Origin of the sequence: Geminicoccus sp., assembly GCF_036263595.1 — a bacterium.
GTDB lineage: Bacteria > Pseudomonadota > Alphaproteobacteria > Geminicoccales > Geminicoccaceae > Geminicoccus.
In genome coordinates, this window is record NZ_DATAGQ010000001.1 from 1 (window position 1) to 4,146 (window position 4,146).

Consider the following 4,146-nt stretch of genomic DNA (forward strand, 5'->3'; position numbering starts at 1 on the left):
GCGCCGACGCTGGACGGCAGTGATCACCTCGATGCGCGGTGGGGGTCCGTTTGGATCAGAAGCCATGACCTTATCCATAGGCGTATGCCTATGCCTTATCGGCTATCGACCCTGTCCGGTTCAAATGGGGTGCAGTCCAGTGTGCAGACCAATGCCCCGATTCCTTCTTGAGCGAACGGGTCACCCGGTCGAGCTTCCAGATCACCGAAGTGTCGCCGGAGAGCATGCCGCCCCGAGACCATAGCAAGGGTAGGGGGAGGGGGCCCGGCTCTTCGAGAAGCGTCATTGCTGACCCAGTGTCCAAGAATCGCCTGATTCCCGACAGCTCTGCCACCCGCTAAGTCTAAGCCTCTTCCTGTTCCGTCTGTTCTGTAAGGCACTCCCTATCGGATTGCGCGGCTGTACGGGAACGCCCTCTCCAATGTCTGCCGTTCATGCCGGTCGGCGACATGCGCGCCATGTCTCTCCACCGAAGACCCGCCTGGACTATCTGCGGGAAGGGGATGGGCTGGCTGCCTAAAGCTCGACAGGTTGGATCACTCGCTGCCGCATCTGTTCGCCATCCTCCTCGAGCGGAAGACAAGGCCTCAAGAGGCCGCTGCGACCGATGTGTGGGACAGCTATTCCACCAAGTTCCGCGGTGGCCGTAATAGCCATATGAGCCAGAGGGACATCACCATGCGCAGCATCAGCTCCAAGGACAGCAAGAACGGGCTCGGCGCCTTCTGGACACCACCCAGCGGGAACCCGTCACCATCATCAAGAAGGGCAGGGCTTCATAGGCTCTGAGGAGAGCGAGAAGCTCCTGAACACCCTGCTCCATGCGGTGGGTTGATCTTTCCAGGCAGGCCGCAAAGTTCCTTCGACAAGTGCCGCCCAACATGGACGGCAGCTTGCTACCAAGATCCACCAGCTAGGTACCGATCCGGAGCCGCAGGACAGTAAGCCCCTGCAGGGCTAGCCCTACCTCCGCGCCGACAGTGGCGAGTGCCGGATCATCTATAAATTTGATGACGCAGAAGTCCGGGTGTTGGTCGTCAGCAATCGCAATGACGATAGGGTTTATCTACAGCTGGGGCGGATCTACTCGTGAGAAATATATAACAGGTTTAAATGGTAGAAGCTCATTTGTTGAGGGTGAGCAACCACACCTTTGGCTTGCTGTTCTGGTATCTGTTCTGGACGGGAGTGACGCTGTGACGTCGGACGTACGTGATGTTCCTGGCAGATCCTCCACCTCACAACCTTCTCTTGTTCTCCTTCTGGTAGTGGCCCTGGCGTATTTCAGCAGCGGTGTCTTGGCACTCGAGCTGACCGAGACCTTCGACAATGTCGCTGCCCTTTGGCCTGCCGGTGCGATCCTGCTGGCTGTCTTGCTGCGTCACGAACCTGCCGCGTGGCCTGCTCTCGCTCTGAGTGGCGCCATCGCGGATGGCGCCTGCTCTTTGGTAAATGGAGTTGGAATAGCACCGGCTGTTGGCTTTGCGCTGATCGACGTTGGCGAGGTCCTGCTGTTCGCGACCCTGCTCCGGCGGCTGGGTGGCCAGGAACGGTGCATCACCATGATGCGTGGCGCAGCCATGTTCGCTCTGCTCGCCCTTCTTCTGCCGGCCGGGTCAGCAACCGCTGCGGGAGCACTTCTGGCATATCTGGGGCAAGGCCCCTTCGTGCAGGCCTGGACCACCTGGTACGCCTCCGAGGTGCTGGGCCTGCTGCTGATCAGCCCGTTCCTGCTGAGCTGGAGCGAGCCCGGCTTCTGGAGGGGCCAGTGGGCGCGAAGCGTGCTGGAGGTGGGGCTCCTGGCTGTCCTGATGCTGACCGCTGCGGTGTTGATCTTCGGCTACCGGAACGCGTTCTTCCCATATTTGGCGTTTCCAGTCCTGCTGCTCGCCACCTTCCGCTGTGGCCTGCGTGGGGGCTCGACGGCGACGCTGGTGCTGGCGGTGGTCGCTGTGGCCTTCACGGTAAACGGCCGTGGCTCCTTCATGTACGTCAATTCCGGCGCCGGGACGGCCGAACTGATGCTGCACCTGCAGCTCTACCTGGCCATGGCATTGCTCTCGACCCTGCCGGTGGCGGTGGTGCTGGCGGAGCGTCAAGCCACCATGCGCGGGCTCCGTGCCGCCAAGGAGGCGGCCGAAGCGTCGGATCGGGCGAAGTCCGAGTTCCTGGCCACCATGGGGCACGAGACACGCACCCCGATCACCGCCATCCTCGGCATGGCCGATCTCCTTGCCAGGACTGATCTGCCGGCCAACGAGAAGAGCTACGTCCAGACGATCCGCACCTCTGGCTGGCATCTGCTCGCGATCATCAACGACGTGCTCGACTACACCAGGAGCGAGGCCGGCCGGCTCCGGCTTGAACAGGTGCAATTCTTCTTGCCAGACCTGCTCGAGGAAGTGCGCAGTCTCGCCGCACCGCAAGCAGCTCAACATGGGCTCGAGCTTCGCTTCGATGCGCATGAAGACCTGCCGGCCGTGCTGCAGGGGGACCCGGCGCGGCTGCGGCAGATCCTGCTCAACCTGATCAATAACGGGCTCAAGTTCACGCACGAAGGCGGGGTCACGGTGCGGGTCCGCCAGAAGCCGGCGGCGGGGCAAGCGGTCCGCCTGCGCTTGGAGGTGCAGGACACCGGGATCGGCATGACGGCCGAGCAGGTCGCCGGCCTGTTTCAGGCCTTCTCCCAGGTCGATCGCTCACTCACGCGGCGCTACGGCGGGATCGGGCTGGGGCTGGCGATCAGCAAGCGGCTGGTCGCCGCCATGGGTGGCACCATCGGTGTCGAGAGCACGCCGAACAAGGGCAGCCTGTTCTGGTTCGAGGTCGAGCTGGAGCGTGGTGCGGTCCACGAGCAGGTGGTGCACGATCCCGAGCGGATCCCGCCCTGCCGGCTGCTGGTGGTGGACGATGTGGCGATCAACCGGGAACTGCTGGTGCAGATGCTTGGGCCATACGGGCACGAGATCACCTGTGCTGCGAATGGGGAAGAGGCTGTCGAGCTGGTGCAGCACGGCCAGTTCGATCTCGTGCTGATGGATGTGCAGATGCCGGTGCTGGACGGGATCCAGGCAACTCGGCGGATCCGGCAGCTGCCATCACCGGCGGGAGACGTGCCGGTCGTCGCGCTGACGGCGAGCATCGTCGCCGACGAGCACCAGCACTGCCTGGACGCCGGGATGGACAGCGTCCTGACCAAGCCGGTCGATTGGGACAAGCTCTTCGCCTTGCTGGCTCGCTACAGCAGAACCGAGCCATCCGCTGGCCCGCCATTGACGGAGCCAGGGGAGCAGGACCAGGCCGGCGGGTCGCCAGCCATCAGCACAGAACTGTCCCTGATCGATCGCGAGAAGCTCGAGGTGATTCGCAGCAGGTTGCCGGCTGCGGCCTGGACCGAGTTCGTGCAGCGCGGGATCGTCAATGCCGAGCGGAGCTGCGAGTGGCTCAAGACACTGCCGCCAAGCTCAGAGGAGCTGCGACGCGAGGCTCATAGCCTAAAGGGCGCATCCGGGAGCTTTGGATTGCGGGAGATCAGCAGGATGGCTGCCCTCATCGAGGTGTTGGTCCGCAACGAGCAGGACATCTCGATATCGGTCGAGCGGCTGGAAGCGGTGGTGACGGCGACACGCAAGGAACTGAATGAGGCAGGATTCCTCACACAGAACCCTACCACCTATTCATGAGCCGGATGGTCCCAAAATAGGGCACAGCTATGGGATGAACATGCTTGTTCCACCGGGTAACTCCGTGCCCTCGGGTTGGCTTCTGCCTGTCCCTGGACGCCCAGGTCCTGATCGAGCGTGCTGACGCGGGCATGACCACAGGTGGGCATGCGGGGGAGGGGCTTTGTCTTGTTGGGATCTAGATCTGCTCAGCCTGCTGTCTCGGAAGATCCAGATCAACCCATGTGAGACGGGCTTCCGTGTCTCGTGCTGCTGGCTTGCTGGGGCAGCCGAACGGGATGGCGTGCTCGCGCAGGACGTCAGCCACCGGGTAGCTCTTCTTAACCGCGCAGGGCAGGCAGGACGTGAGCGCCGAAGGCATTGATGAAGGCCTGCTGGTTGCGGCCGACCTGATGGAGCTGGATCTCCTCGAAGCCCAGTTCCACCAGTTCCTGGAGGCGGGCCACGTGCCAACCAAGATCGG

Annotated in this window: 1 protein-coding gene; it reads left to right on the forward strand. The window is 62.9% G+C overall.

Annotated elements, in window-relative coordinates; genetic code table 11:
• Nucleotides 1–1,049: 1,049 nt before the first annotated feature.
• Nucleotides 1,050–3,683 carry a hybrid sensor histidine kinase/response regulator gene (locus VHL31_RS00005; protein WP_329659145.1) on the forward strand — a complete coding sequence of 878 codons (2,634 nt, stop codon included), beginning with the start codon at nt 1,050–1,052 and terminating at the stop codon, nt 3,681–3,683.
• The last annotated feature ends 463 nt before the right edge of the window (nt 3,684–4,146 follow it).